The sequence below is a fragment of the Streptomyces antimicrobicus genome, assembly GCF_020532625.1.
GTDB lineage: Bacteria > Actinomycetota > Actinomycetes > Streptomycetales > Streptomycetaceae > Streptomyces > Streptomyces antimicrobicus.
This window is the reverse complement of sequence record NZ_JAJAUY010000102.1, coordinates 1-21,445: the sequence shown is the minus strand read 5'-3', so window position 1 is coordinate 21,445 and position 21,445 is coordinate 1. Positions and strand designations below refer to the sequence as shown.

The window sequence follows — 21,445 nt, the reverse complement described above, 5'->3', positions numbered from 1 at the left end:
GCCGCTGCAGGTCGACGACTGGGCCGACACCTCGCGCCCGTGCGCTGGACCGCGCTGCGCGGCGCCGGGCTCGCCGACGCCGCCGACCGGCTCGGCGCCGAGATCGCCGCCGGCCGGATGAGCGACGTGGACTACGCCCGGATCCGGCGGGCCTGGGACTCCGTCCAGGCCGACCCGGCGCGGTTCACCGCCTTCGCCGAGTCCGTGCGCGCCAAGGGCGCCGCCGCCTGCCTGCACCCCTCCGGGGACCGCGACCTGCCCGTCCGCGCCGCCCGCCACGACCTGGTGGTCCGCCAGGTCCGGCTGGGCACCGTCACCGACGGCGAACGCAACCCCTGGGCCCGGCGCGGCACCGGCCTCGCCCTCGACCCCGAGGTGCTCGGCACCTCGCTCCTCGCGGTCGGCCCGCCCGGCGCGGGCAAGACCGCCCGGCTGGTCCGCCCCGTCGTCGAGTCCCTCGCCCTCCAGGCCCTGGCCGGCCAGGCCGCCGTGGTCGCGGTCGGCGCGGCCGGCACCCGGCTCGGCCCCGACGAGGCCTACGACGTCGTGGTCCGCGTCGGCGACCGGGCCGGCGGGCACGACCTCGACCTCTACGGCGGCACCACCGACCCCGACGAGGCGGCCACCGTGCTCGCCGAGGGCTTCGTCGGCGACGTGCCCGGGATCGACGTCCGCCGGGCCGCCACCGCGCTCGCCCAGCTGCTCGGCCCGTTCCGGGCCGCGTACGGCCGCTTCCCCGGCGTCCCGGAACTGCGCGAGCTCCTCGACCAGGTGCCCGCCGCCCTCACCGCGCTGCGCGAGGAGCTCCGGGCCGCCGGGCAGCACGCGATGCTGCGCGAACTCGACGCCCGCGAGCGGCAGTACGGCGCCCACGGCGACCCCGCCCCGCTGCTGGCCGACCGGGTGGCGCTGCTGGACCGGCCGGCCTTCGCCGGCTCCTTCGACACCACCGGGCAGAACCGGATGTTCTCGCCCAGCTTCCTGGAGCACCCCTTGCGGGTCCGCGTCGACCTGCCCGAGCGCGGGCACGCCGACGCCTCCCGGATGCTGGCGCGGCTGCTGCTCGCCCAGTTCACCCACAGCGCCGCCGCCCGCGCCGACCGGTCCCTGTTCGCCTTCCTCGCCCTCGACGACGCCACCGCCACACTCACCCCGCAGACCGTGCGGGGGGTGCAGCGGCTGCGCTCGGTCCACGCCGGGGTGCTGCTCACCCTGCGCACGCTGGAGGACGTGCCCGAGGCGCTGCGCACGCCGCTGCTCGGCGCGGTCGGCTGCCGGATGGCCTTCGCCGGGGTGACCACCTGGGACGGCAGGCGCTTCGCCGAGGCCTGGGGCACGGAGTGGGTGGAGACCCGGGACGTGACCAGCCGGGACGTCTACGCCGACCAGGCCTTCACGCGCATGGTCAACACCTTCCGCAAGCTGGTCACCGGCAAGGCCGTCACCACCGACGCGGTGACCGTCCGCAAGGTCGAACGCGAGCGCTGGTCCGCCTCGGACCTCGCGCACGCCGTCCCGCCGGGCTGCGCGGTGCTCTCGCTGACCACCACCCGCGGGGAACGGGCCGCGCCGCTGCTGGTCGAGCTCACCGGGGCGTGACCTCCGGCGCCGGACGGCGGACGGGTGCCGGGGGAGCCCTTCCGGGCTCCGGCACCGGGCTGAGGGGACCCGTACGAGGTGGCAGAATCGAGCTGAGCCGTTCATACGCCACGGCGAAAACCGCGTTCCCGCTCCGGAAGTCCCCGATGCCGCTCACCCTCGCCTCGCTCGTCCAGCACTCGGCGCTCAAGCTCAGCGTCCGGGCCGGGGAGAGCCGCCTCGACACCCCCGTGCGCTGGGCGCACGTCAGCGAGCTGGCCGACCCCGTCCCGTACATGGAGGGCGGCGAGCTGCTGCTGATCACGGCGATGAAGCTGGACGCCGAGGACCCCGAGGAGATGCGGCGCTACGTGCGCCGGCTCGCCGCGGCCGGGGTCGTCGGCATCGGCTTCGCCGTCGGCGTGAACTACGACGAGATCCCGGCGGCGCTGGTGGCCGCGGCCCGCGAGGAGGACCTGCCGCTGCTGGAGGTGCCGCGGCGCACCCCGTTCCTCGCCATCAGCAAGGCCGTCTCGGCGGCCCTGGCCGCCGACCAGTACCGGGCCGTCACCGCCGGGTTCGAGGCGCAGCGGGAGCTGACCCGGGCCGCGCTCTCCGTGGACGGGCCCGCCGAACTGCTCACCCGGCTCGCCGCGCACGTCCAGGGCTGGGCCGCGCTCTACGACGCCTCCGGCCAGGTGGTGGCCGCCGCGCCCGAGTGGGCCGCCCGCCGCGCGGCCCGGCTCACCCCCGACGTCGAGCGGCTGCGCGAGCGGCCCGCGCCGGCCAGCGCCGTCGTCGGGGGGTCCGAGGACCGGGTGGAGCTCCAGTCGCTGGGCACCGGCCGGCGGGCCCGGGGCGCCCTGGCCGTCGGCACCGGCGCCCCGCTGGGGACCGCCGAGCGGTACGCCGTGCACTCCGCGGTGGCCCTGCTGACCCTGACCACCGAACGCTCCCGCTCGCTGCACGATGCCGAGTCCCGTCTCGGCGCGGCGGTCCTGCGGATGCTGCTCGACGGGGAGGCCGGGCACGCCCAGGCCGTCGCCGGGGACCTGTACGGGGGTCTGCTCCAGGCCCCGTTCCGACTGCTGGTGGCCGAGCCGGCGCTGCCCGGCACGGCCCAGCCCGAGGGGCTGGCGCGGCTCGCCGACACCGTGGAGTCGGCCGCCGCGCGCACCGGCGAGGCGGTGCTGGTGGTGCCCGAGCCCGGCCGGCTCGTCGTCCTGGCCGCCGACGGCGGGGCCGCCGTCCAGGCCGTGACCGATCATGCCGAGGCCCAGGAGTCCCGGCGGGGCCGGGACGCGACCGGGCCGGAGCCGGACGAACTGGTCGTGGGCCTGTCCGCGCCCGCCGGCCCGGCGGGCGCGGCCGGTGCCTTCAAACAGGCCGACCAGGCGCTGGCGGTGGCCCGCCGGCGCGGCCGGCCGCTCGTGGAGCACGAGGACCTGGCGGCCGGCTCGGTGCTGCCGCTGCTGGCCGACGACGCGGTGCGGGCCTTCGCCGAGGGGACGCTGCGGGCGCTGCGCGAGCACGACGCGACCGGACGGGGTGACCTGGTGGCCTCGCTGCAGGCCTGGCTGTCCCGGCACGGCCAGTGGGACGCGGCCGCCGCCGACCTCGGGGTGCACCGGCACACGCTGCGGTACCGGATGCGCCGTGTCGAGGAGATCCTCGGCCGCTCCCTGGACGACCCGGACGTCCGCATGGAGCTCTGGCTGGCCCTCAAGGCGTCCCCGACCCACCCGTAGCCCGCCGAAGCCGCCCGCGGCGACCCGCCCCCCCTCACCACCGCCGGGCCTCGACGCCGCGCGCGCCGTCGTGGATCCGCCGCCGTGCGGCGGCCGCGGGTCGTCGGGGGGCGGCCGCCGGTCGTCGGGGGCGGTCGCGCCGTCCCCCATGCCCCTCCCGCGGGGTGCCCCGCGGCCCTCGTCAGGGGCCGCGGCACGGGTGCGGGTGGGGCGACAGTGACAAAGCGGCGAAGCGGCGCGGGGAGGTTCTCCATCGCGGACAAGCCACAGGGCGGGGTCCGGCCCCTACCGTGTGAGGGACAGGCAGCGCCCTGCGCCGCACACCGCACACATCCGAAGGGCCGGGATCAGCATGACTTCCACCCACGCCTTCTGGCTCGCCGGCCGCCAGGCCACCGGCGAGGACAGCTTCGACGTCCACAACCCGTGGGACGGCCGTCTCGTCGGCACCGTCAGCGTGCCCACCGACGCCCAGGTCGAAGAGGCCGTGGCCGCGGCGCACGCCGTGACGGCGGAGTTCTCCGCGACCCCCGCCCACGTCCGCGCCGCCGCCCTGGACCACGTCTCCAAGCGGCTGGCCGAGCGCACGGAGGAGATCGCCCAGCTGATCTCCGCCGAGAACGGCAAGCCGATCAAGTGGGCGCGCGGCGAGGTCGGCCGCGCGGTGTCCGTGTTCCGCTTCGCCGCGGAGGAGGCCCGCCGCTTCAACGGCGGCGAGGCCCAGCGCCTGGACACCGACGCCGGTGGCGTCGGCCGCCTGGCCCTGACCCGCCGCTTCGTCAAGGGCCCGGTCCTCGGCATCGCGCCGTTCAACTTCCCGCTGAACCTGTGCGCCCACAAGGTCGCCCCGGCCATCGCCGTCGGCGCGCCCATCATCCTCAAGCCGGCCCCGGCCACCCCGCTGTCCGGCCTGATCCTCGGCGAGCTGCTCGCCGAGACCGACCTGCCGGCCGGCTCCTGGTCCGTGCTGCCGGTCGCCAACGACAAGATGCCGGCGCTGGTCCAGGACGACCGCCTGCCCGTCATCTCCTTCACCGGCTCCGACACGGTCGGCTACGCCATCCAGAAGTCCGTGCCCCACAAGCACTGCACCCTGGAGCTCGGCGGCAACGCCGCGGCCGTGGTCCTGGCCGACTGGTCCTCCGAGGCCGACCTCGACTGGGCCGCCACCCGCATCGCGACCTTCTCCAACTACCAGGCCGGCCAGTCCTGCATCTCCGTGCAGCGCGTGATCGCCGACGCCTCCGTCTACGACCGCCTGGTCGAGAAGGTCGTCGCCAAGGTCCAGGCCCAGGTCACCGGCGACCCGTCCGACGACGCCACCGACGTCGGCCCGCTGGTCTCCGAGGACGCCGCCAAGCGCGTGGAGTCCTGGGTGGACGAGGCCGTCTCCGCCGGCGCCAAGCTGCTCACCGGCGGCAAGCGCGAGGGCGCCTCGTACGAGCCGACCGTGCTCGCCGAGCTCCCCGACGGCGTCACCCTCGCCTGCGAGGAGGTCTTCGGCCCGGTCCTGACCCTCCACCGGGTCGAGGGCACGGACGAGGCCTTCGCCAAGGTCAACGACTCCAAGTTCGGCCTGCAGACCGGCGTGTTCACGCACGACCTGCAGACCGCGTTCCGCGCCCACCGCGAGCTGGAGGTCGGCGGTGTGGTCATCGGCGACGCGCCGTCGTACCGCGCCGACCAGATGCCCTACGGCGGCGTCAAGCAGTCCGGCGTCGGCCGCGAGGGCGTCCGCTACGCGATGGACGACTACACGTACGAGCGGGTCCTGGTCCTGACCGGCCTGGACATCTGACCGTACGCCACAGACCGGCGGCTGGAGCCTACTGTGCGGGGGCTCCAGCCGCCCCGTTCCACCCCGGGCGGGCCGATCGGATTTTCATCCGACCGGCCCGCCCCGGCTTTTCCCCGCGCCGGGGAAGGGGTACGACTCAGGGGTACGACCCACAGGTAGTACCCATCGGTAGCACCCCCCGATTCGGCGGCGAGGTGAGCCCCTCATGTCCGCAACACAGCCCGCACAGCCCAAGGTGACCGAGCGCGAGGCCCGGCAGGTGGCGGAAGCGGCCCGGGAACAGGACTGGCGCAAGCCCAGCTTCGCCAAGGAACTCTTCCTCGGCCGGTTCCGGCTGGACCTCATCCATCCCCATCCCATGCCCGACGCCGAGGACGTACGGCGCGGCGAGGCCTTCCTCGCCCGGCTGCGGGAGTTCTGCGAGAACGAGATCGACGGCCCCCGCATCGAGCGCGAGGCACGCATCCCCGACGAGACCGTGCAGGGCCTGAAGGCCCTCGGCGCCCTCGGGATGAAGATCGACCCCAAGTACGGCGGCCTGGGCCTGACCCAGGTGTACTACAACAAGGCGCTCGCCCTGGTCGGCTCGGTCAGCCCGGCCGTCGGCGCGCTGCTCTCGGCCCACCAGTCGATCGGCGTGCCCCAGCCGCTGAAGATCTTCGGCACCCAGGAGCAGCGGGACGCCTTCCTGCCGCGCCTGGCCACCACCGACATCAGCGCCTTCCTGCTCACCGAACCGGACGTGGGCTCCGACCCGGCCCGGCTCGCCACCACCGCCGTCCCCGACGGCGACGACGCGTACGTCGTCGACGGCGTGAAGCTGTGGACGACCAACGGCGTGGTCGCCGACCTCCTCGTGGTCATGGCCCGGGTACCGAGGTCGGAGGGCCACCACGGCGGCATCACCGCCTTCGTCGTCGAGGCGGACTCGCCGGGCATCACCGTCGAGCACCGCAACTCCTTCATGGGCCTGCGCGGCCTGGAGAACGGCGTCACCCGCTTCCACCAGGTGCGGGTGCCCGCCGGGAACCGCATCGGCCCCGAGGGCGCCGGCCTGAAGATCGCCCTCACCACCCTCAACACCGGCCGCCTGTCGCTGCCCGCGATGTGCGTCGGCGCCGGCAAGTGGTGCCTGAAGATCGCCCGCGAATGGTCGGCGGTGCGCGAGCAGTGGGGCCGGCCGGTCGCCCGGCACGAGGCCGTCGGCTCGAAGATCTCCTTCATCGCCGCCACCACCTTCGCCCTGGAAGCCGTCGTGGACCTCGCCTCCCAGATGGCCGACGAGGACCGCAACGACATCCGCATCGAGGCCGCCCTCGCCAAGCTCTACGGCTCCGAGATGGCCTGCCTGATGGCCGACGAGCTGGTCCAGATCCGCGGCGGCCGCGGCTTCGAGACCGCCGAGTCGCTGGCCGCCCGCGGCGAGCGGGCCGTCCCCGCCGAGCAGCTCCTGCGGGACCTGCGCATCAACCGGATCTTCGAGGGCTCCACCGAGATCATGCACCTGCTGATCGCGCGCGAGGCCGTCGACGCCCACCTGACCGTCGCCGGGGACCTGATCGACCCCGACAAGGACCTGACCGACAAGGCCAGGGCCGGCGCCCGGGCCGCCGGCTTCTACGCCCGCTGGCTGCCCCGCCTGGCCACCGGCCCCGGGCAGGTCCCCGGCACCTACCGGGAGTTCCACCCGGCCGGTCACCGGGACCTCTCCGCCCACCTGCGCTACGTCGAACGCGGCTCCCGCAAACTCGCCCGGTCCACCTTCTACGCCATGTCGCGCTGGCAGGGCCGGATGGAGACCAAGCAGGGCTTCCTCGGCCGGATCGTCGACATCGGCGCCGAGCTGTTCGCGATGAGCGCGGCCTGTGTGCGCGCCGAGCAGCTGCGCTCCACCGGGGAGCACGGCCGCGAGGCCTACGAGCTCGCCGACGCCTTCTGCCGGCAGTCCCGGCTGCGCGTCGAGGAGCTGTTCGGCCGGCTGTGGTCCAACACCGACGACCTCGACCGCAAGGTGGTCTCCGGGGTGCTGCGCGGCAGCTACACCTGGCTGGAGGAGGGCGTGCTCGACCCCTCCGGCGACGGCCCGTGGATCGCCGACGCCACCCCGGGACCGTCCCGTCACAAGAACGTCCACCGCCCGTTCCGCTGACCCGCGACGCACCTGCGATCATCGCCTGCGGCGCCGCACAGGCGTAGGCGGGCGACGAGCGGGGAAGCGGATGAATGTGGACCGGGAGTCCAGACGACTGGCCTGGTGCGTGGCCCACCTGCTGCGCCACGCACCGGACCTCGTCGTCTCCGACGTGCTCGGCCGGCTGGACCCGGTCACCCGCCGCTACCTGGCGCGGGACCAGTACCTGCCGGCCTCCGTCGTGACCCTGCTGATCCGGGACGGCGACGCCGAGGACCGGCGGACCGTCGCCCGCAATCCGCACGTCCTGGGCCGGCCCCTGCCCGGCCTGCCGGGACCCGCCCGGTACGCGGCCCGCCCGCCCGCACCCGGGCTCGCCGAGCGGTTCGGCCCCGGCCCGCTCGACCCCGGGACCCTGGTCGACGCCCTGCGCGCCACCGGCCGGCGCCGGCCGCGGGCCGCGCTCGACGTGCTGCGGCTGCCGCACGAGCTGGACGCCGCACTGCTGCTGCGCGAGCACGCCCGCGAACCGCTGCCGCCCGGCTCGGTCGAGGCCCTGCTGCTCGCCGGCCGGCTGCCCCGCGCCGCGTGCCTCGCCCTGCTCGACACCCGGGCGCAGCGCTCGTACGGGCCCGGCTGGCACCGGCCCGCCGTCCGCGCCGTCCGGATGGGGCTGCTCACCCCCGACGAACTCGTCGCCCACCTCGCGCCCGCCCACCGCACCCTGCTCCTGACCACCGGGCCCGCCCGCTCCGGGCTGCGCTGGACCCTGCCCGAGCGGGCCGAGCTGCGCTCCGCCGTACGGCGTGCCGTGCGTCCGGCCCTGACCCGCGCGCCGTGGCTGTGGGGGCGGCTGCTGCGGGCGGCCCCCGGCTTCCCGGGCACCCTGGCGGAGCTGGTCGCCGACGTCGCCGACCGCACCACCGCGGAGCCCACCGCGACCGAGGACATCCCGGGGCTGCGCGCCGCCGTCGAGGAGCTCACCGCCGCCCCGCCCCGGCCGGCCGGCGGTGTCGACCGGGAGCTGGCGCTGGCCAGCCTCGCCGTGCCCAACGCCATGGGCGACCTCGACGAGGACGTCCGCTGGGTCCGGGCCTGCCTGGACCGGGGCGTGCTGACCGGCGAGGAGGTCGTCCGGCACAAGGCGCCCGCCGCCTGGGCCCTGGACGAGGACCACTGGCTGGGCTCCGTCGGCCATCCCGACCGGCACGACCGGCCGGTGGCGGTGCTCGCCGCCCGCGCCGAGGCCGACCGGCTGCTCGACGCCGCCCTCGGCCGGGACCCGGAGGCCTGGTGGCGCGCCGCCCGGCTGCTGCCCGACTTCCCCGGCAGCCTGCCCGAGTTGCTGGCCGCCGTCACCGAGGGCACCGACGTCGGCCGGTCGTAGCGCCCCGCGCGGGCCGCTCGTGGCCGCCGACGGGGGGAGGGCGTGTCGGAGCGCCCCGCGGTTGCGGCAACAATGGGGGGATGAGCGACAGCCCAGCCCCCCTCGCCGATCCGCACCTCCTCTTCGACGCCGCGGCCGGCCGCCGGGACATCGTCGTCCTCGGCTCCACCGGGTCCGTCGGGACCCAGGCCATCGACCTGGTCCTGCGCAACCCCGACCTGTTCCGGGTGACCGGCCTGTCCGCCGCCGGCGGGCGCGTCGGGCTGCTCGCCGAGCAGGCGCGGCTGCTGCGCGTGGAGACGGTCGCGGTCGCCCGGGAGGACGTCGTACCGGCCCTGAAAGAGGCGCTGAGCGCCCAGTACGGCAGCGAGCCGCAGCCCGAGATCCTCGCCGGGCCCGAGGCGGCCACCGAGCTCGCCGCCTCCGCGTGCCACACCGTCCTCAACGGCATCACCGGCTCCATCGGCCTGGAACCGACCCTGGCGGCCCTGAAGTCCGGCCGCACCCTCGCCCTGGCCAACAAGGAGTCGCTGATCGTCGGCGGCCCGCTGGTCAAGGCCCTGGCCCGGCCCGGCCAGATCATCCCGGTGGACTCCGAGCACGCCGCGCTGTTCCAGGCGCTGGCCGCCGGCACCCGGGCGGACGTCCGCAAGCTCGTGGTGACCGCCTCCGGCGGCCCGTTCCGCGGCCGCACCCGCGCCGAGCTCGAACGCGTCACCGTCGAGGACGCGCTCGCCCACCCGACCTGGGCCATGGGACCGGTCATCACGGTCAACTCGGCGACCCTGGTCAACAAGGGGCTGGAGGTCATCGAGGCGCACCTGCTCTACGACATCCCGTTCGAGCAGATCGAGGTCGTCGTCCATCCGCAGTCCTACGTCCACTCGATGGTGGAGTTCAGCGACGGCTCCACGCTCGCCCAGGCGACCCCGCCGGACATGCGCGGCCCCATCGCGATCGGCCTCGGCTGGCCGCACCGGATCGCCGACGCGGCCCCCGCCTTCGACTGGACCAAGGCCTCCACCTGGGAGTTCTTCCCGCTGGACACCGAGGCCTTCCCGGCGGTGGACCTGGCCCGGCACGTGGGTGCGCTCGGCGGGACCGCCCCGGCGGTGTTCAATGCGGCGAACGAGGAGTGCGTGGACGCCTTCCTGGCCGGTCGGCTGCCGTTCACAGCAATCGTGGATACGGTCGCCGCAGTGGTCGAGGACCACGGGACGCCGGCCGCGGGAACTTCCCTGACCCTCGGTGACGTCCTCGAAGCGGAGGCCTGGGCCCGGGCCCGGGCGAGGGAGATGGCGGCCCGTGCCGCCGTGGAGGCGCGCGCATGACGTTTCTCATGACCGTGATCGGGATAGTCGTATTCGCGATCGGTCTGCTGGTCTCCATCGCCTGGCACGAGCTGGGCCACCTCTCCACGGCCAAGCTCTTCGGCATCCGCGTGCCGCAGTACATGGTCGGCTTCGGCCCGACGGTCTGGTCGCGCCGCAAGGGCGAGACGGAGTACGGCATCAAGGCCATCCCGATGGGCGGCTACATCCGCATGATCGGGATGTTCCCGCCCGGGGACGACGGCAAGGTCAGCGCCCGCTCCACCTCACCGTTCCGGTCGATGATCGAGGACGCGCGCTCGGCGGCGTACGAGGAGCTCCAGCCCGGCGACGAGACGCGGCTGTTCTACACGCGCAAGCCCTGGAAGCGCGTCGTCGTGATGTTCGCCGGCCCGTTCATGAACCTGGTCCTGGCGGTGGTGATCTTCCTGACCACGCTGATGGCCTTCGGCGTGCGGACCACCACGACGACCGTGGAGTCGGTCTCCCAGTGCGTGGTCGCGCCGACCGAGAAGCGGGACACCTGCAAGCAGGGCGACCGCCCGGCGCCCGCCGCCGCCGCGGGCCTGGCGGCCGGCGACCGGATCGTGGCGTTCAACGGCGCCCGGGTCGAGGACTGGAGCACCCTGCAGAAGAAGATCCGCGACACCATCGGCCCGGCCACCGTCACGGTCGAGCGCGACGGCAGGCGGATCGACCTGCACGCCACCCTGATCGAGAACAAGGTCGCCAAGACCGACGGCAAGGGCGGCTACGTCAAGGACGAGTACGTCTCCGCCGGCTGGCTGGGCTTCACCCCCGCCAACGGCTACGTCGAGCAGTCCTTCGGCCAGGCGGTCACCCGCATGGGCGGCATGGTCGAGGACAGCGCGAAGGCCCTGATCGACCTGCCGGCCAAGATCCCGCCGCTGTGGGACGCCGCGTTCAACGGCGCCGAGCGCGACCCCAACGGCCCCATGGGCATCGTCGGGGCGGCCCGGATCAACGGCGAGATCTTCACCCTCGACCTGCCCGCCACCCACATCCTGGTGCTGTGCCTGCAGGTCCTGGCCGGATTCAACCTGTCGCTGTTCCTGTTCAACATGCTGCCGCTGCTGCCGCTGGACGGCGGCCACATCGCCGGCGCCCTGTGGGAGTCCGTACGCCGGCACACGGCCCGGCTGTTCCGCCGCCCGGACCCCGGTCCGTTCGACGTGGCCAAGCTGATGCCGTTGGCGTACGTCGTGGCGGGCGTGTTCGTCTGCTTCACGGTGCTGGTGCTCATCGCCGACGTGGTGAACCCGGTCAAGATCACCTGATCGGGTGAGCGGGCCGCCGCGACCGCACGGGGCCGGGCACCATGGGTGCCCGGCCCCTTCCGTCGGGGCGGCTGCGCCCCGGCGGGTGCACGGGGCGCGTGCGGCGTGGCGTAATCTCGAAGCACCGGAGCCCGCCGATCTCGGGACCTTGATCCACACCTTGGGGTTGCACAGCAGATGACTGCCATCTCTCTCGGAATGCCGTCCGTGCCGACGAAGCTCGCCGACCGACGGGTCAGCCGCAAGATCATGGTCGGCTCCGTGGCCGTCGGTGGGGACGCGCCCGTCTCGGTGCAGTCGATGACCACCACCCGCACCTCCGACATCGGCGCCACCCTCCAGCAGATCGCCGAGCTGACCGCCTCCGGCTGCCAGATCGTGCGCGTGGCCTGCCCCACCCAGGACGACGCCGACGCGCTGGCGACCATCGCCCGCAAGTCGCAGATCCCCGTGATCGCCGACATCCACTTCCAGCCGAAGTACGTCTTCGCCGCGATCGACGCCGGCTGCGCCGCCGTCCGGGTCAACCCGGGCAACATCAAGCAGTTCGACGACAAGGTCAAGGAGATCGCCAAGGCCGCCAAGGACGCGGGCACCCCGATCCGCATCGGCGTCAACGCCGGCTCCCTCGACCGCCGGCTGCTGCAGAAGTACGGCAAGGCCACCCCCGAGGCGCTGGTGGAGTCCGCGCTGTGGGAGGCCTCCCTCTTCGAGGAGCACGACTTCCGCGACATCAAGATCTCGGTCAAGCACAACGACCCGGTCGTCATGGTCGAGGCCTACCGCCAGCTCGCCGCCCAGTGCGACTACCCGCTGCACCTCGGCGTCACCGAGGCCGGCCCCGCCTTCCAGGGCACCATCAAGTCCGCCGTCGCCTTCGGCGCGCTGCTCTCCCAGGGCATCGGCGACACCATCCGGGTCTCCCTCTCCGCCCCGCCGGCCGAGGAGATCAAGGTCGGCATCCAGATCCTGGAGGCGCTGAACCTGCGCCAGCGCCGCCTGGAGATCGTCTCCTGCCCGTCCTGCGGCCGCGCCCAGGTCGACGTCTACAAGCTCGCCGAAGAGGTCACCGCCGGCCTGACCGGCATGGAGGTCCCGCTGCGCGTCGCCGTCATGGGCTGCGTCGTCAACGGACCCGGCGAGGCCCGCGAGGCCGACCTCGGTGTCGCCTCCGGCAACGGCAAGGGCCAGATCTTCGTCAAGGGCGAGGTCATCAAGACCGTCCCCGAGTCGAAGATCGTGGAGACCCTCATCGAGGAGGCGCTGAAGATCGCCGAGCAGATGGAGAAGGACGGCGTCGCCAGCGGCGAGCCCACCGTCGCCGTCGCCGGCTGACCCGCCCGGCGACCGCCGCTCCACCCGGTCAGGCCCCGGCCCGTTCCCGCAGCTCGCGGGCGCGGCCGGGGCTTTTTCGTGACCTCGCCGACAGGGCATCCGCACCTGCATGCGGGTACAGTGCGACAGATCAGCAGACTTGCATGGTGAGGCACCCCCAGTGTTGACGCAGACCACCACCCGGGTCCTCGAACCCAGTGACCTCGACGCCGCGCTCGAAGTCCTCGACCGCGACCCGGTCGCGAACGCCTTCGTCACGGCCCGGGTCCAGGTCGCCGGCCTCGACCCGTGGCGGCTGGGCGGCGAGATGTGGGGCTTCTACGAGGACGGCCTGCTGCGCTCCCTGTGCTACTCCGGCGCCAACCTGGTCCCCGTCTGCGCCACCCCCGAGGCCGTCCGGGCGTTCGCCGACCGGGCCCGCCGCACCGGCCGCCGCTGCTCCTCCATCGTCGGGCCCGCCGAGGCCACCGGCCCGCTGTGGCGGCTGCTCGAACCGCACTGGGGGCCCGCCCGGGACGTCCGCTCCCACCAGCCGCTGATGATCACCGAGGAGCCCGCGCGCGAGGTGGCCGCCGATCCGCTGGTCCGCCGCGTCCGCAAGGACGAGATGGACCTGATCATGCCCGCCTGCGTGGCCATGTTCACCGAGGAGGTCGGCGTCTCCCCGCTCGCCGGCGACGGCGGCCTGCTCTACCAGGCCCGGGTCGCCGAGCTGGTCGGCAGCGGCCGGTCCTTCGCCCGCGTCGAGGACGGCCAGGTCGTCTTCAAGGCCGAGATCGGCGCCGCCACCGCCCGCGCCTGCCAGATCCAGGGCGTCTGGGTCGCCCCGGAGTTCCGCGGGCGGGGACACTCCGAGACCGGCATGGCCGCCGTCGTCGCGTACGCGCTGCGGGACGTGGCGCCCGTCGTCAGCCTCTACGTCAACGACTTCAACACCGCCGCCCACGCGGCGTACCGGCGCGTCGGCTTCCGTGAGGTCGGCGCGTTCATGAGCGTCCTGTTCTGATCCCACCGCCGCGAAGTAAGGTCACCGCATGGTGCCTTCACCCGCCGGACTGGAGATCGGCCCCCTGGACCTCGGCGCCCGGGTCGACGAGGCCCTGCGGGTGCAGGCCGTCGCCTTCGGCCTCAGCGAGGAGGAGGTCGGCATCCGGCGCTACATCGTGCAGCGCCACATGACCTGCCCCGGAGCCCGCGCGCTCGGCGCCTTCACCGAGGACGGGGCGCTGGCCGGCTTCGTCTACGGCATGCCCAACGACCGTACCCACTGGTGGTCCACCGTCGTCCAGCCCTACCTGCGGGCCACCGGCAACGACGGCTGGCTCGACGACTCCTTCGTCATCACCGAGCTCCACGTCCACCCCGGCTTCCAGGGCCACGGGGTCGGCCGCGCCCTGATCACCCGGATCACCGACACCGCCACCGAGCCCCGCTCCATCCTGTCCGCCATCGACACCGAGAGCCCGGCCCGGGCGCTGTACCGCTCGCTGGGCTACGCCGACCTCGCGCGGCAGGTGCACTTCCCGAGCGCGAGCCTGCCCTACGCCGTAATGGGCGCGCGGCTGCCCCTGCTGCGCCGCTAACCTCCCGCCATGTCCACCGATCACGCTCAGCACGTCCAGCGCATGTCCCGGCTCATGGCACGGACCCTGCGCGAGGACCCGGCCGACGCCGAGACCCTCAGCCACAGACTGCTCGTCCGCGCCGGGTACGTCCGCCGCAGCACCGCGGGGGTGTGGATCTGGCTGCCGCTCGGCAAGAAGGTCCTGGACAACGTCGCGCGCGTCGTCCGCGAGGAGATGGACGCGATCGGGGCGCAGGAGGTGCTGCTGCCCGCGCTGCTGCCGCGGGAGCCGTACGAGGTCAGCGGGCGCTGGAGCGAGTACGGCGACCTGCTGTTCCGGCTCAAGGACCGCAAGGGCGCCGACTATCTGCTCGGCCCCACGCACGAGGAGATCTTCACCCAGGTGGTGAAGGACCAGTGCACGTCCTACAAGGACCTGCCGGTGATGCTGTATCAGATCCAGACCAAGTACCGGGACGAGGCCCGCCCCCGGTCGGGCGTGCTGCGCGGGCGCGAGTTCCAGATGAAGGACTCCTACTCCTTCGACGTGGACGACGCGGGCCTGGCCGCCTCGTACGCCCTCCACCGGGCCGCCTACCGGCGGATCTTCACCCGGCTCGGGCTGGACCACCGGATCGTCTCGGCGGTCTCGGGCGCCATGGGCGGCTCGGCCTCGGAGGAGTTCCTGGCGCCGGCCGCGGCCGGTGAGGACACCTTCGCCTCGTGCGGGTCCTGCGGGTACGCCGCCAACACCGAGGCCGTGACCCACCCGTTGACCCCGGCCACCGGTCAGGAGCACGGCCCCGTCGAGGAGTTGGACACCCCCGACACCCCCACCATCGAGTCGCTGGCCGCGCATCTGGGCGTGCCCGCCTCGGCGACCCTGAAGAACCTGCTGGTGAAGGTGGACGGCGAGATCGTCGCGGTCGGCGTGCCCGGCGACCGCGAGGTGGACCTCGGCAAGCTGGGGGAGCACCTGGCCCCGGCGGTGGTCGAACTCGTCACCGCCGAGGACTTCGTGGACCGTCCCGACCTGGTCCGCGGCTACGTCGGACCCCAGGGCCTGGGCAAGGTCCGCTACCTGGCCGACCCGCGCGTGGCGCCGGGCACGGCCTGGGTGACCGGGGCCAACCGGCCCGACACGCACGCGCGGAACGTGGTGTGCGGCCGGGACTTCGAGGTGGACCGGTACCTGGACGTGGTCGTGGTCGAGCCCGGCGACCCCTGTCCCGCCTGCGGTGCGGGGCTGTCCCTGGACCGGGCGATCGAGGTGGGGCACATCTTCCAGCTGGGCCGCAAGTACGCCGACGCGTTCGGCCTCGACGTGCTGGGCCGGGAGGGCAAGCCCGTCCGCGTGACGATGGGTTCGTACGGCATCGGGGTCTCGCGGGTGGTGGCGGCGCTGGCCGAGCAGACCGCCGACGAGCGCGGGCTGTGCTGGCCCGCGGCGGTGGCTCCGGCGGACGTGCACGTGGTGGCCGCGGGCAAGGCGGTGCAGCTGGGGCTGGCGGAGGAGGCCGCGGCGGTGCTCGCCGCGGGAGGGCGGCGGGTGCTGCTCGACGACCGGGTGGGGGTGTCGCCGGGGGTGAAGCTCACCGACGCCGAACTCATCGGCGTGCCGTGGATCCTGGTCGCCGGGCGGCGGGCCGGTGACGGGGTGGTCGAGGTCCAGGACCGGGCGTCCGGCAGGCGGGAGGAGCTGCCGCTGGAGGAGGCCTTGGCCCGCGTGGCGGGCTGAGGCACTCCCGGCTGCCCGGCTGCCCGGCTGCCTCGCTGCCCGGCTGAACTCGGCTTTCCCGTCGCCGGGGCGCGGGCTGCCGGGCGCGGCTTCGCGGGGCCGGGGGCTCCGGGTGGGGCTAGGCAGCCTGGGGTGGGGACGTCTCGGGGGATCGGGGTTCCGGGGTCAGGGGAGCCTTCGGGCCGATCGCCTGTTCCGGGCTGCGGGGGATCAAGGGCTCGGGGGAGTGGTTCCGCACCGGCTGGGCCTCGGCGGCTCGTTCCAGGAAGCGCAGGAGTTCCACCGGGAAGGGCAGGACCAGTGTGGAGTTCTTCTCCGCGGCCACCGCCACCACCGTCTGCAGCAGCCGCAGCTGGAGGGCGGCGGGCTGCTCCGCCATCACCCCGGCGGCCTCGGCCAGCTTGCGCGAGGCCTGGAGCTCCGCGTCCGCGTTGATCACGCGGGCGCGCCGCTCCCGGTCGGCCTCCGCCTGCCGGGCCATCGACCGCTTCATGGTCTCCGGCAGCGAGACGTCCTTGATCTCCACCCGGTCGATCTGGACGCCCCAGCCCACGGCCGGGCTGTCGATCATCAGCTCCAGGCCCTGGTTGAGCTTCTCGCGGTTGGACAGCAGGTCGTCCAGGTCCGACTTGCCGATGATCGACCGCAGCGAGGTCTGGGCCATCTGCGAGACCGCGAAGCGGTAGTCCTCGACCTCGATGATCGCGTTGGCCGGGTCGATCACCCGGAAGTAGACCACCGCGTCGACCCGCACCGTGACGTTGTCCCGGGTGATGCCCTCCTGGGCCGGCACCGGCAGGGTCACGATCTGCATGTTGACCTTCCGCAGGCGGTCCACCCCGGGCACGATCAGCGTGATCCCCGGCGGCCGGATGCCCTGCCGCAGCCGGCCGAGGCGGAAGACCACGCCGCGTTCGTACTGTTTGACCACCCGCGCCGCACCGGCCAGGTAGGCGACGATTCCGATACCCGCCGCGAGGGCGGCGGTGAGCAGTTCTTCGACCATGACGGCCCCCTGCCGAGGCAGACGTTCTACTCACCGTATGCCCCTACAGCCAGCCGGCGAACTCCAGCAACAGCTCCGCGTCCCGACGCCGCCCCGCGGCCAGCGCCCGGGTCCCGGACTCCACCGCCCGGAACAGCGTCCAGCCCCGCAGCCGGTCCCGGTCCAGCTCCAGGGAGTCGGCCAGCCGGTTGACCCGGCGCCGCGCGCCGGCCGCCCCCGCGGACGAGGCGACCTGGTCCTCCAGCCGGTCCCGGACCAGCCGGGCCAGGTCGTACGCGCGCTCGCCGACCAGCGGCTCGGGGCCGACCGTGAGCCACGGCGCCCGCGTGCCGGCCAGCACCTTGCCCTGCCGGAAGTTCCCGTGCAGCAGGAACTCCTCGCCGGGCAGCGCGGTCAACTCCTCGCGGATCGCGAGGGCCACCCGGACCAGGGGCTGCGCCGTCTCGTCGGCCTCGGCCATGGCGAGCGCCTGCCGCGCGGTACGGTCCGCCACCGACTCGAACGGATGGCCGGGCGCCGGCGCCACCCACAGCCGGCGGATCGTGCCCGCCGCCTCCAGCACGGCCTTCGTCTCCGGCAGCGAGCGCAGCGAGACCTCCGGCTGGAGCCGTTCCAGCAGCAGCGCGCCGTCGTCGTGCCGGGTGTCCAGCAGCCGTACGGCCCCGAACCCGCCCCAGTGCGCCAGCGCCGCCTGCTCCAGCGCGGGCCCGGCGGACGGCGGCGCCAGCTTCAGCACGGCCGGGGTCCCGTCCGGGTAGGCCACCAGCAGGACCAGGCTGCTGCGGCCGCCGGGGGCCTGGGCCCGCAGGACCGCCACCCCGCGGCGGGCCGCCGCCTCCTGGGCGAGCCGGGGCAGCCGCTCCAGCCACTGCGCGTCCTGCGCCGAGCCCGGCGGCTCGCCGAGCGCCCGTTCGAGTCGCTGCGGCGGTTCGAAAGCCATGCGTGCCTGGTCCCTTTCAGCTGTGCCTGGCTCGATCCGATCGTTCAGCGAGCCCAGGGAAGGCTACGCCGCCCCCGCGCCAGCGTGCCGCGCGGACCGCCGCCTGGCTCAGCGCGTCGGCCGCCTCCCGGCGCAGCGGCCCCTCCGCGGCCCGCACCAGATCGGAGTACGCGCCGGCCACCCGCTCCTCGATCTCGGCGGCCAGCCGCTCCACGTCCGCCGGGGTGCGCACCTCGAACGGCAGGGTGTACGCCGCCTCCGCGGGCCGCGGTACGCCGCCCAGCCCGCGCACGGTCCGGGTCAGGGCGTCGCGCCGCGCGAGGTGGCCGCCGTAGGCGTCCCGGGCCTCGTTCGCGCGGGGCCCGGTGGCCCGGGCGCCGACGAGTCCGTAGCCGTACACCGCGGCGTGCTCGGCCGCGAGGGCGGCCTGGGCGGCGGTCAGGGCGCGGGCGGAGGCGGATTCCTGCCGCGCGGGCTGCGAGGGCTGCGAGCGGGTCACTCCTGGCCTCCGGGGTTCGACGTGAGCAGGTGGTGGTGGACGATGCCGCAGGCGGCGACCGACGCGAGCAGCCGGGCCAGCTCCCCGGGCGCGTCCGCGAGGACCTGCACCCTGGCCTCGGCCAGGCCGCGTTCGGCGTCGGCCAGTTCCGCCACCGCCTCCGCCGGCTGGTCCGGGACGGTGACCGCGACGATCGCGGGCGCCCCCTTCGCGCCGCGGGCGCCCTGCGGCGCGCCGGCGGCGGCCCGCGAGCCGCCGGGGGAGGGGGTCGGCCGCGCGCCGTCGGGGCGCAGCGCGCCCACGTGCTCGGCCACCGCCGCGCGCAGCGGGGCGAGCCGGGGGCCGAGGGCGGGATGGGCCCTGACCGTGGCGTCGTAACGTTCCAGCAGTGCCTCGCTGTCCCGGACGGCCGCCTCCCGGACGCGCCGTTCGAGGGGAGCGTCGGAGCCGGAGGCGGAGCGTCCGCCGCCGGAGCATCCCGTGAGCAGCGCGGCACCGGCGGCTGTGGCGAGCAGGCTCCTGCGCGAAGGCGTGGTCCAGGGCACGGGCGTCGTCCTTGAGGGTGTTGCGGGGGCGGGCTGTGATCACGGTACCCGGGGGCCCGTCCACAGGGCGGACGGCAACACCCTCCGGGACCGGATACCCTTTGACCTGACACGCGACGAAACCACAACAGCACACGCGGCCGAGGAGTCACCCGGATGAGCACCACCCAGAGCGACAGGCTGCGCGAACTGCTGGAGCCGCTCGTCGCCGCCCAGGGCCTGGACCTCGAAGAGATCGAGCTGTCCCGCGCGGGCAAGCGCCGCATGCTGCGGCTGATCGTGGACTCCGACGAGGGCGTGGAGCTGGACGCGTGTGCCGAGCTGAGCCGCGTCGTCGGCGAGAAGCTCGACGAGACCGACGCGATGGGGGACGACGAGTACGTCCTGGAGGTCAGCTCCCCGGGCGCCGACCGCCCGCTGACCCAGCACCGCCACTACGTACGGGCGACAGGCCGCCTCGTGAAGTTCCAGCTGGCCGAAGGCGGGGAACTGATCGCCCGCATCCTCGGCGTGGACGACGAGGGCGTGGACCTGGAGGTGCCCGGGCTCAAGGGCCGCAAGGCCACGACCCGCCGCCTCGCCTTCGGGGACGTCGCCAAGGCGCGTGTCGAGATCGAGTTCAACCGCAAGGACAAGAAGGAAGAGGAGGCGTAGCCGTGGACATCGACATGAGTGCCCTGCGGGGTCTGGTCCGGGAGAAGGAGATCTCCTTCGACCTGCTCGTCGAGGCGATCGAGTCGGCCCTCCTCATCGCCTACCACCGCACCGAGGGAAGCCGCCGCCGCGCCCGCGTGGAGCTGGACCGCACCAACGGCCACGTGACGGTGTGGGCGAAGGAAGACCCGCAGGATCTGGAGGAGGGCCAGGAGGCCCAGGAGTTCGACGACACGCCGTCGGGCTTCGGCCGGATCGCCGCCACCACCGCCAAGCAGGTGATCCTCCAGCGTCTGCGCGACGCCGAGGACGACCTGACCTTCGGCGAGTTCGCCGGCCGCGAGGGCGACGTCATCACCGGCGTGGTCCAGCAGGGCAAGGACCCCAAGAACGTCCTCGTCGACATCGGCAAGCTGGAGGCCATCCTGCCGGTGCAGGAGCAGGTCCCCGGCGAGGAGTACCCGCACGGCCTGCGCCTGCGCACGTACGTCGTCCGGGTCGCCAAGGGCGTGCGCGGTCCGTCCGTGACGCTGTCGCGCACCCACCCCAACCTGGTGAAGAAGCTCTTCGCCCTGGAGGTCCCGGAGATCGCCGACGGTTCCGTCGAGATCGCCGCGATCGCCCGCGAGGCCGGCCACCGCACCAAGATCGCGGTCCGTTCGACCCGCTCCGGGCTGAACGCCAAGGGCGCCTGCATCGGCCCGATGGGCGGCCGTGTGCGCAACGTCATGGCCGAGCTGCACGGCGAGAAGATCGACATCGTCGACTGGTCGGACGACCCGGCGGACATGGTGGCCAACGCGCTGTCACCCGCTCGGGTGAGCAAGGTCGAGATCGTCGACCTCGCCTCGCGCTCCGCCCGGGTGACCGTGCCCGACTACCAGCTGTCGCTGGCCATCGGCAAGGAGGGCCAGAACGCCCGCCTCGCCGCCCGGCTCACCGGCTGGCGCATCGACATCCGGCCCGACACCGAGCCGGCCGCGGAATAAATCCGCTACCGCCGGGGTTGGCCCGGCGGGTAGACAGATCCACGGAGCACGGTCCCGCGGAGCAGCTCCGCCGGGATCACGACAACGTCCGTTCGATTTTTCGCCCGAAGGGGTGAGGTCGGTACGGGGAGGTAGACTAAGCGTGTCTGGCCGGACGCATACCCGTGCACGCCCTGAACGCACCTGTGTGGGGTGCCGGGAGCGAGCGGCCAAGAGCGATCTGCTGCGGATCGTGGCGGTCGAGGGCGCGTGCGTCCCCGACCATCGCGGTACGCTGCCCGGCCGGGGTGCCTACGTGCACCCCGCCGTGGTCTGCCTCGACCAGGCGGTGCGCCGCCGCGCGTTCTCCCGGGCCCTTCGGTTCCCGGGAGTGCTCGACACGGCGGAGTTGCGCACGGCGGTCGACAAGGCCGCAGAGGCGACACCGTAGGAAGAAGTACGGCACGGAACCCCGTGCGGTCAGGTACCTCGCGAGTTGGAAGTAGGTCGAGATTGCGATGAGCACTCGATGAGTACGCGATGAGTACGCCCATGAAGTAGCGACGGTCCGGCGTAACCCGGACCTAAAAGGAGCGAAGTGGCTAAGGTCCGGGTATACGAACTCGCCAAGGAGTTCGGTGTGGAGAGCAAGGTCGTCATGGCCAAGCTCCAGGAACTCGGTGAATTCGTCCGTTCGGCGTCCTCGACGATCGAGGCGCCCGTTGTACGCAAGCTGACCGACGCTTTGCAGGGTCCCGGCGGTGGCGCCGGCAAGACCGCTGCCAAGCCCGGCGCGCCCCGCAAGGCCGCGCCCGCCAAGCCCGCTGCGCCGACCCCGGCGTCCGCGGCACGTCCGGCTGCCCCCAAGCCCGGCGCCCCGGCCCCCAAGCCGGCCGCTGCCGAGGCCCCCGCGGCCGGCGCCCCG

At 74.0% G+C, this 21,445-nt stretch carries 19 protein-coding genes; 15 read left to right on the top strand and 4 right to left on the bottom strand.

Going from position 1 to position 21,445, the window contains the following annotated elements; translation table 11 throughout:
• The 11 genes from LG632_RS22020 to LG632_RS21970 all read left to right on the top strand — a co-directional run.
• Positions 1-1,599, top strand: a 1,599-nt coding sequence (locus LG632_RS22020; protein WP_226729147.1) for an ATP/GTP-binding protein, incomplete at its 5' end; no start/stop codon positions are given.
• A 146-nt stretch (positions 1,600-1,745) separates the two neighbouring features.
• On the top strand, positions 1,746-3,326 hold the full coding sequence (locus tag LG632_RS22015; protein WP_226729146.1) for a PucR family transcriptional regulator: 1,581 nt from the start codon (positions 1,746-1,748) through the stop codon (positions 3,324-3,326).
• A gap of 352 nt (positions 3,327-3,678) precedes the next feature.
• On the top strand, positions 3,679-5,124 hold the full coding sequence (locus LG632_RS22010) for an aldehyde dehydrogenase family protein (RefSeq protein ID WP_226729145.1): 1,446 nt from the start codon (positions 3,679-3,681) through the stop codon (positions 5,122-5,124).
• Positions 5,125-5,329: 205 nt separating this feature from the next.
• Positions 5,330-7,273, top strand: coding sequence for an acyl-CoA dehydrogenase family protein (locus LG632_RS22005; protein WP_226729144.1), 1,944 nt, complete (start codon positions 5,330-5,332; stop codon positions 7,271-7,273).
• A 70-nt stretch (positions 7,274-7,343) separates the two neighbouring features.
• Entirely contained in the window at positions 7,344-8,642 is a 1,299-nt protein-coding gene (locus LG632_RS22000; RefSeq protein WP_226729143.1) for an amino acid adenylation domain-containing protein, read from the top strand.
• 80 nt (positions 8,643-8,722) lie between these two features.
• Positions 8,723-9,973 (top strand): 1-deoxy-D-xylulose-5-phosphate reductoisomerase, encoded by a 1,251-nt coding sequence (gene dxr, locus LG632_RS21995; RefSeq protein ID WP_226729142.1) that lies wholly within the window; start codon positions 8,723-8,725, stop codon positions 9,971-9,973.
• Complete coding sequence (locus tag LG632_RS21990) at positions 9,970-11,271, top strand: M50 family metallopeptidase (RefSeq protein ID WP_226729141.1); 1,302 nt, start codon at positions 9,970-9,972, stop codon at positions 11,269-11,271. The genes dxr and LG632_RS21990 overlap by 4 nt, the downstream gene beginning before the upstream one ends.
• A 177-nt stretch (positions 11,272-11,448) precedes the next feature.
• Positions 11,449-12,606: a flavodoxin-dependent (E)-4-hydroxy-3-methylbut-2-enyl-diphosphate synthase gene (gene ispG / locus LG632_RS21985; RefSeq protein ID WP_226729140.1), complete on the top strand. Its 1,158-nt coding sequence runs from the start codon at positions 11,449-11,451 to the stop codon at positions 12,604-12,606.
• A gap of 160 nt (positions 12,607-12,766) precedes the next feature.
• Complete coding sequence (locus tag LG632_RS21980) at positions 12,767-13,612, top strand: GNAT family N-acetyltransferase (protein ID WP_226729139.1); 846 nt, start codon at positions 12,767-12,769, stop codon at positions 13,610-13,612.
• Between the two features lie 28 nt (positions 13,613-13,640).
• Positions 13,641-14,189 (top strand): GNAT family N-acetyltransferase, encoded by a 549-nt coding sequence (locus tag LG632_RS21975; RefSeq protein ID WP_226729138.1) that lies wholly within the window; start codon positions 13,641-13,643, stop codon positions 14,187-14,189.
• Between the two features lie 9 nt (positions 14,190-14,198).
• Positions 14,199-15,908, top strand: a complete 1,710-nt coding sequence (locus LG632_RS21970) for a proline--tRNA ligase (protein WP_226729137.1) — start codon at positions 14,199-14,201, stop codon at positions 15,906-15,908.
• 118 nt (positions 15,909-16,026) lie between these two features.
• Here the strand turns inward: LG632_RS21970 and LG632_RS21965 are convergent, their stop codons facing one another.
• Genes LG632_RS21965 through LG632_RS21950 form a run of 4 tightly spaced genes read right to left on the bottom strand, consistent with a single transcriptional unit; the run spans position 16,027 to position 18,898 of the window.
• Positions 16,027-16,914, bottom strand: coding sequence for a slipin family protein (locus LG632_RS21965; protein ID WP_226729136.1), 888 nt, complete (start codon positions 16,912-16,914; stop codon positions 16,027-16,029).
• 43 nt (positions 16,915-16,957) lie between these two features.
• Positions 16,958-17,854, bottom strand: coding sequence for an aminoglycoside phosphotransferase family protein (locus tag LG632_RS21960; protein WP_226729135.1), 897 nt, complete (start codon positions 17,852-17,854; stop codon positions 16,958-16,960).
• Positions 17,855-17,870: 16 nt separating this feature from the next.
• Positions 17,871-18,353, bottom strand: a complete 483-nt coding sequence (locus tag LG632_RS21955; protein ID WP_226729134.1) for a ferritin-like domain-containing protein — start codon at positions 18,351-18,353, stop codon at positions 17,871-17,873.
• Positions 18,350-18,898, bottom strand: coding sequence for a hypothetical protein (locus LG632_RS21950; protein WP_226729133.1), 549 nt, complete (start codon positions 18,896-18,898; stop codon positions 18,350-18,352). Before LG632_RS21950 ends, LG632_RS21955 begins: the two co-directional genes overlap by 4 nt.
• A gap of 156 nt (positions 18,899-19,054) precedes the next feature.
• On the opposite strand from LG632_RS21950, the gene rimP reads away from it, so the two are divergent.
• The 4 genes from rimP to LG632_RS21930 form a co-directional block, all read left to right on the top strand.
• On the top strand, positions 19,055-19,552 hold the full coding sequence (gene rimP, locus LG632_RS21945; protein WP_226729132.1) for a ribosome maturation factor RimP: 498 nt from the start codon (positions 19,055-19,057) through the stop codon (positions 19,550-19,552).
• Positions 19,553-19,554: 2 nt separating this feature from the next.
• Positions 19,555-20,541, top strand: coding sequence for a transcription termination factor NusA (gene nusA / locus LG632_RS21940; protein ID WP_125643687.1), 987 nt, complete (start codon positions 19,555-19,557; stop codon positions 20,539-20,541).
• A gap of 142 nt (positions 20,542-20,683) precedes the next feature.
• On the top strand, positions 20,684-20,971 hold the full coding sequence (locus LG632_RS21935) for a YlxR family protein (protein WP_226729131.1): 288 nt from the start codon (positions 20,684-20,686) through the stop codon (positions 20,969-20,971).
• 147 nt (positions 20,972-21,118) lie between these two features.
• On the top strand, positions 21,119-21,445 hold a 327-nt coding region (locus LG632_RS21930), incomplete at its 3' end, for a translation initiation factor IF-2 N-terminal domain-containing protein (protein WP_226729130.1).

What these genes read in the sequence shown, in the direction of transcription:
- LG632_RS22015 (WP_226729146.1), top strand. Translation starts at nt 1,746, where the DNA reads ATGCCGCTCACCCTCGCCTCGCTCGTCCAGCACTCGGCGCTCAAGCTC.
- LG632_RS22010 (WP_226729145.1), top strand. Translation starts at nt 3,679, where the DNA reads ATGACTTCCACCCACGCCTTCTGGCTCGCCGGCCGCCAGGCCACCGGC.
- LG632_RS22005 (WP_226729144.1), top strand. Translation starts at nt 5,330, where the DNA reads ATGTCCGCAACACAGCCCGCACAGCCCAAGGTGACCGAGCGCGAGGCC.
- LG632_RS22000 (WP_226729143.1), top strand. Translation starts at nt 7,344, where the DNA reads ATGAATGTGGACCGGGAGTCCAGACGACTGGCCTGGTGCGTGGCCCAC.
- dxr (WP_226729142.1), top strand. Translation starts at nt 8,723, where the DNA reads ATGAGCGACAGCCCAGCCCCCCTCGCCGATCCGCACCTCCTCTTCGAC.
- LG632_RS21990 (WP_226729141.1), top strand. Translation starts at nt 9,970, where the DNA reads ATGACGTTTCTCATGACCGTGATCGGGATAGTCGTATTCGCGATCGGT.
- ispG (WP_226729140.1), top strand. Translation starts at nt 11,449, where the DNA reads ATGACTGCCATCTCTCTCGGAATGCCGTCCGTGCCGACGAAGCTCGCC.
- LG632_RS21975 (WP_226729138.1), top strand. Translation starts at nt 13,641, where the DNA reads ATGGTGCCTTCACCCGCCGGACTGGAGATCGGCCCCCTGGACCTCGGC.
- LG632_RS21970 (WP_226729137.1), top strand. Translation starts at nt 14,199, where the DNA reads ATGTCCACCGATCACGCTCAGCACGTCCAGCGCATGTCCCGGCTCATG.
- LG632_RS21965 (WP_226729136.1), bottom strand. Translation starts at nt 16,914, where the DNA reads ATGGTCGAAGAACTGCTCACCGCCGCCCTCGCGGCGGGTATCGGAATC.
- LG632_RS21960 (WP_226729135.1), bottom strand. Translation starts at nt 17,854, where the DNA reads ATGGCTTTCGAACCGCCGCAGCGACTCGAACGGGCGCTCGGCGAGCCG.
- rimP (WP_226729132.1), top strand. Translation starts at nt 19,055, where the DNA reads ATGAGCACCACCCAGAGCGACAGGCTGCGCGAACTGCTGGAGCCGCTC.